Here is a 5,539-nt window from a genome sequence, read left to right as displayed (position 1 = left end):
CACGTGATCGTGACCACGGTGCCGGCACCGGGCGAGGAGTCAACGCGCGCGACTCCCCCGACACCCTGCATCCGCTCGATTATCGACACGCGAACGCCCAGACGCTCTGCCGGGATGTCGCCGAGGAGAAACCCGCGCCCGGCATCACCCACCTGAACGACAATCCCGTCCTGCGCCCGGCGCACGGTAACCCAGCGAGAGACGCTTTCGTCGCCAGCATGGTGAAAGCTGTTCACCATGGCCTGCAACGTGGCCGCATACAGCGCCTCTGCCGCCATCGTGGGGAGCGTCCCGTCGCCAGCCTCCTCGGCCGACATGGCGAACGAGGCTCGCATCGTGTCTCGCACACTACAGATTCGCTTGACGACATCCCGAACCGGCACGAGTGTTTCGTCATCAGAGGGGGCTGCCACCGCTTGTTTGAGGTGGACTATGGCATTGCGGGCGAGGTGCGCGGCCTGGTGCTGCTGCTCCTCGGTCTCGGCCCGGGCAGCGGAGAGGAACGTCGTGAGCACGGTGTCGTGCACAAGGGAATCAACCTGGACCCGCTCCACCTCAGTGGCGTGTTCCCGAACGGCGTCGAGATAGCGAGCGAGTGCCATCGACTGCGCGTCGTCGACCCGTCCCGCCGCCGAGCGCAGCATCGTGATGATCACGAGGACCGCCCCGCCCAAGAGAATCGAATAAACCACGTCGAGCGCGGTGATGGTGAGGGAGCCTGAGCCTCCATACGGTGTCAGCCGCACGAGCCCATAGATCACGGGGGCGACGATCAGATAGAGGGAGGCTGCCACGACCGGGAACGCCACCGCGGCGGCGGCGGTAGAGACGGTCATCATCAGCCACAGCCACGGCCGATCGGTGCCCTCCCACGGAGCGAGTCCGACCGACAGCGGCCAACTCACGAGGATGATGAGAAACACGAAGGCGAAGATCGCGTTGATGATCTCGGCGCCCCGTTTGATTAGCGACGCGATGAGGCTGATCACCAAGAGTCCGTAGACGGTCCCTACCGTGCTGAACCACCACGCCGCGTCGATCAGATCGCGCTGGGCCAGAGCGGTCGGCAGCGATTGGGCGCCGAAGAGGAGCCCGAAGACGGCCACGGCGCGGGCGATGACAATCTCCAGGCTTGCACGGCTGATCGGGCGCCGCACCGACCTGGTCGACACCGGGGGTGGTGTGACCGGTGCGCTACGCGCCATTGATGGATTCGACGTCCATGCTGGGCAGAATCCCGTCTTCGACGGCCCGCCTGAGCAGATCGACCTTGGTGGGAGCCGGCCGTCCGACCTCCACATACTTCAAGCGGATGCGGTCCAAATATTCGCGGGCTGTTGAATAGCCGATCCCCAGCTTCTCCGCTGCGAGTTTGAGCGGAAGCCCCGAGGCGTAGAGGTGCAGAATCTCGCGTTCACGACGCCCCAGCTGCGCCTTAGCAAAGTCGCTGTCGGCATCGATAGCCGTCGCCCACTCAAGGTTATTGAGCACGTCTCCGCGGGCGACCGTCTCGACCGCCGTCATCACGATCTGCGTGGCAGACGATTTAGGGATGACCCCGGCCGCGCCTGCGGCGAGCGCCTCCCTCACCAGCACGACACGGTCGGCGATGCTGTGCACGAGCACCGCGGAGCCGGTCGCCTGAACCCGCTTAACGTTCTCGGTCACGGTCGACCCATCGCCGAGCGACAGGTCAAGAACGACGACGTCGTTCTCCCGGCCGCCGAGTTCGCGTTCAAACTCGCCAACGGAGGCCGCAGCCACGATGAAGTCAAAGCCCGCCTCGAGACACGCTGAGCGCAGCCCCAGCCGAACCGACTCGTGGTCATCGACCACAGAAACCCGCACAGGGTGGGCAGAGGATCCGTTCATGGATCGGTACCTCACATCTCTCAAAATCGGGGCGAGAGTCAATCGGGGGCACGATAACTCACCCCCATGCTAGACCGGCTGGGGCCTCAGACTACGAAAGTTTCAGTCTCTAACAAGAGTTGCGACCGCCTCAACATGGTGGGTGTTGGGGAAAAGGTCGAATGCTTTGAGTCGCTCAAGGCGGTATCCGTGGGCCGAAAGAAAGCCCAGGTCTCTGGCGAGAGCCACGGGATCACACGCAACGTAGACCAGTTGGCTCGCACCGAGGTCAGCGAGCGAGTCGATGACCTCTCGACCGGCGCCGGCGCGGGGCGGGTCGAGCACGACCGTCGAGCCGTCGAGCGACACACCCGTTCGCTTGAGCTGCTGCAGGTAGCGGTCGACCCTGGCGGTGATGGCCTGAGCTCCGAGCCATTCCTGCAGATTCTCTGCGGCGTGGTCTGTCGCGAGCGAGTCGCTCTCGACCGTCGTGATGCGCGTCGTCGGGCCGAACCTGTCGCCGACGGCCGCAGCCAACAATCCGACCCCTCCATAGAGGTCCTGATTGGCGGCGCGCGGGTCGAAGCGCGTCTCGTCGATAGCATCCTGCACCGCCGTGGTCAGCGTCTGCGCCGCCGCCTGGTGCACCTGCCAAAAACCTCGAACGTCGAGGCGGAACTCCCGCTCCCCCACGACCTCGACGATGGACTGTGCCTTGGGGCGACCCTTGGCATTCGCGTCGCCCGCGATCACGAAGGAGTTGCTGCCGGATGGGGCAACAACATCCACATGGGTCGAGCCCGTGAATCTCTCGGTCAGCGGCGTAATGCGCGCCACCTCGGGAGCCGCGAGCGGCACGCTTGTCACGGGGATCACCCGGTGGGATCGGGATGAATACGGACCGAGGGTGCCGTCTTCTGCGACGTGCAGGCGCAGGCGTGTGCGCCATCCGGTGCCGTCGGCGGGTCCTGCGATCGGCTGAACCTCGACATCGGTGTCCAGCGCGGCCATGCGCTTGATGGAGTCGACGAGCACCTGACGCTTGAGCTCGCGCTGATGCCCGATCTCAATGTGGCCGAATTCGGCGCCGCCGGCACGATCTTCGGGAGCGCGATCCACCGAGGCCTCTGCCCACACATGGGGCTGGCGGTGCGGCGACGCCTCGATGACCTTCACGGTCTCGGCTCGCCAGAACGACTTCTTACGGTCCTCCGTGATCTCAACGAGCACGCGCTCGCCGGGGATCGCGTCGCTGACGAAGATCACCCTGCCATCGTGCCGTGCGACGGAGATTCCCCCGTGCGCGATGTTGGTAACGTCGACTTCGAGCCGTGTGCCCTGCATTTCACCCATCCCACGAGCATAGGAGCCCCGCGCTGAACGAAACGCCCGACGCCGAGCCCGTGCGTCTCTACCTGGCCTCAACATCCCCCGCGCGACTGGCGACTCTGCGCTCTGCTGGCATCGAACCGGCGGGCCTCATCAACCCCGGCGTCGACGAAGAAGCACTCGTCGCCCGGCGCGAAGAAGAGCGTGGCGCCCCGCTCTCTGCCGCCGAAATGGTTGCCGAGCTGGCGAGGGCCAAGGCCGAGGCCGTTGTCGGGTCGCTCGTCGATGGCGAGCCAATAGACGGCTTCATTCTTGGCGGCGACAGCGCGTTCGAACTCGACGGGGTGATCTATGGCAAGCCTCACACCGCCGACATCGCGCGCGAACGATGGGCGCGCATGATCGGCAAAACCGGGGTACTTCACTCTGGGCACTGGCTCATCGACCACCGCGGCGGCACGGCGTCCGGTGGCATCGGGCAGGTCGAGGATGCCACGGTCGAGTTCGCCGCCGACATCAGCGACGCCGAGATCGAGGCCTATATCGCGACGGGTGAACCGCTCGCCGTGGCCGGTGCCTTCACGATCGACAGCAGGGGGCAGGCATTTATCTCCCGCATCTCTGGCCAACCGAGCACCGTCATTGGTCTCTCCGTGCCCACCCTGCGAGCCCTTCTCGGCACAGGATTCGGCGTGGAGTGGCACCGGCTCTGGAACCGCTAAAACCCGGGGAAATCGCGTCCTCCTGTAGACATCCCATTGAAGCGACACGAGATTTTTGTGACCCTTATCCAAAGAACCGGTCCCCAGGGCGAATAAGCTGAACAACTATGCCCCGTATCTCGAAGGTCCTTATCGCCAACCGTGGCGAGATTGCCGTGCGCATCATCCGGGCCGCTAAGGACGCTGGCATCTCCTCCGTTGCCGTCTACGCCGACCAAGATCGCGACGCCCGCCACGTGCGCCTTGCCGACGAGGCCTACTCGCTCGACGGCAGCACGAGCGCAGACACCTACCTCGTCATCGACAAGATCCTCTCGATCGCTCGCCGCTCCGGCGCTGACGCCGTGCACCCTGGCTACGGATTCTTGGCCGAGAACGCAGACTTCGCGCGGCAGGTCATCGGCGCGGGCCTGATCTGGATCGGCCCCTCCCCCGAGGCCATCGAGAAGCTCGGCGACAAGGTCTCCGCCCGCCACATCGCGGAGAAGGTCGGCGCTCCGCTGGCACCCGGAACCCTCAACCCCGTCAGCGGCGCAGACGAGGTTCTCGACTTCGTGGATGAGCATGGGCTCCCCGTCGCCATCAAGGCGGCGTTCGGCGGCGGCGGCCGCGGCCTCAAGGTCGCTCGCACCCGCGAAGAAGTCCCCGAGATGTTTGAGTCAGCCACCCGCGAGGCCATCGCTGCCTTCGGCCGCGGCGAGTGCTTCGTCGAAAAGTACCTCGATAAGCCGCGACACGTAGAAACCCAGTGCCTGGCGGATACTCACGGCAACGTGGTTGTCATCAGCACCCGCGATTGCTCCCTCCAGCGTCGCCACCAGAAGCTCGTAGAAGAAGCGCCGGCACCGTTCCTCACCGATGCCCAGAACGAACTGCTCTACAGCTCGTCCAAGGCGATTCTGCGAGAGGTCGGCTACGTCGGCGCCGGCACCTGCGAGTTTCTCGTCGGCCAGGACGGCACCATTTCGTTCCTTGAGGTCAACACCCGGCTTCAGGTTGAGCATCCTGTTTCAGAAGAGGTCACGGGCATCGACCTCGTGCGCGAACAGTTCCGACTCGCCGAGGGCGGCGTGCTCGATTACGACGACCCCGTGCCGCACGGCCACTCGTTCGAGTTCCGCATCAACGGAGAAGACCCCGGGCGTGGCTTCTTGCCCTCCCCCGGCCCCATCCACGTATTCCGCGTTCCCGGCGGCCCCGGAGTGCGCGTCGACAGCGGCGTCACCACGGGAGACGTCATCAGCGGCGCCTTCGACTCCATGATCGCCAAGCTCATCGTCACGGGCAGCAGCCGCGAGGACGCGCTTGAGCGCTCGCGCCGCGCCCTCGACGAGTTCGAGGTTGCCGGCTTGCCCACCGTGCTGCCATTCCACCGCGCCATAGTGCGAGACCCCGCCTTCACCTCCAGCCCCTTCAGCATCTACACCCGCTGGATCGAGACTGAGTTCGCGGGAAACCTCGAGCCCTGGAGCGGCGAGCTCGAAGACTCGGGCCCCGCACCGGAGCGCCGCAGCGTGACTGTTGAGGTCGACGGCAAGCGCGTCTCGGTGAGCCTCCCTGGGCGAATCGTTCCGACGGCCGGCGCGGCAACGCTCTCCGCTGCACCCCGTCGCCGCGGCGGAGGTGGCGGCGTCTCG

The 5,539-nt window shown here is 65.6% G+C and carries 5 protein-coding genes; 2 read left to right on the top strand and 3 right to left on the bottom strand.

Going from position 1 to position 5,539, the window contains the following annotated elements; translation table 11 throughout:
* The 3 genes from AC062T_RS12580 to AC062T_RS12570 all read right to left on the bottom strand — a co-directional run.
* The coding region (locus tag AC062T_RS12580; RefSeq protein WP_476030527.1) for a sensor histidine kinase at positions 1-1,205 on the bottom strand (1,205 nt) is incomplete at its 3' end.
* Positions 1,195-1,872 carry a response regulator transcription factor gene (locus AC062T_RS12575; protein ID WP_108515315.1) on the bottom strand — a complete coding sequence of 226 codons (678 nt, stop codon included), beginning with the start codon at positions 1,870-1,872 and terminating at the stop codon, positions 1,195-1,197. The genes AC062T_RS12575 and AC062T_RS12580, both read right to left, overlap by 11 nt.
* A gap of 102 nt (positions 1,873-1,974) precedes the next feature.
* Positions 1,975-3,204 (bottom strand): class I SAM-dependent RNA methyltransferase, encoded by a 1,230-nt coding sequence (locus AC062T_RS12570; protein ID WP_476030525.1) that lies wholly within the window; start codon positions 3,202-3,204, stop codon positions 1,975-1,977.
* Positions 3,205-3,254: 50 nt separating this feature from the next.
* On the opposite strand from AC062T_RS12570, the gene AC062T_RS12565 reads away from it, so the two are divergent.
* Together AC062T_RS12565 and AC062T_RS12560 are read left to right on the top strand one after the other, a co-directional pair.
* On the top strand, positions 3,255-3,902 hold the full coding sequence (locus AC062T_RS12565) for a Maf family protein (RefSeq protein WP_476030523.1): 648 nt from the start codon (positions 3,255-3,257) through the stop codon (positions 3,900-3,902).
* A 107-nt stretch (positions 3,903-4,009) separates the two neighbouring features.
* The coding region (locus AC062T_RS12560; protein WP_476030521.1) for an acetyl-CoA carboxylase biotin carboxylase subunit at positions 4,010-5,539 on the top strand (1,530 nt) is incomplete at its 3' end.

The sequence above is a fragment of the Homoserinimonas sp. genome, from assembly GCF_056262345.1.
The sequence above is the reverse complement of the archived record's forward strand: the minus strand, read 5'-3'. Positions and strand labels throughout refer to the sequence as shown.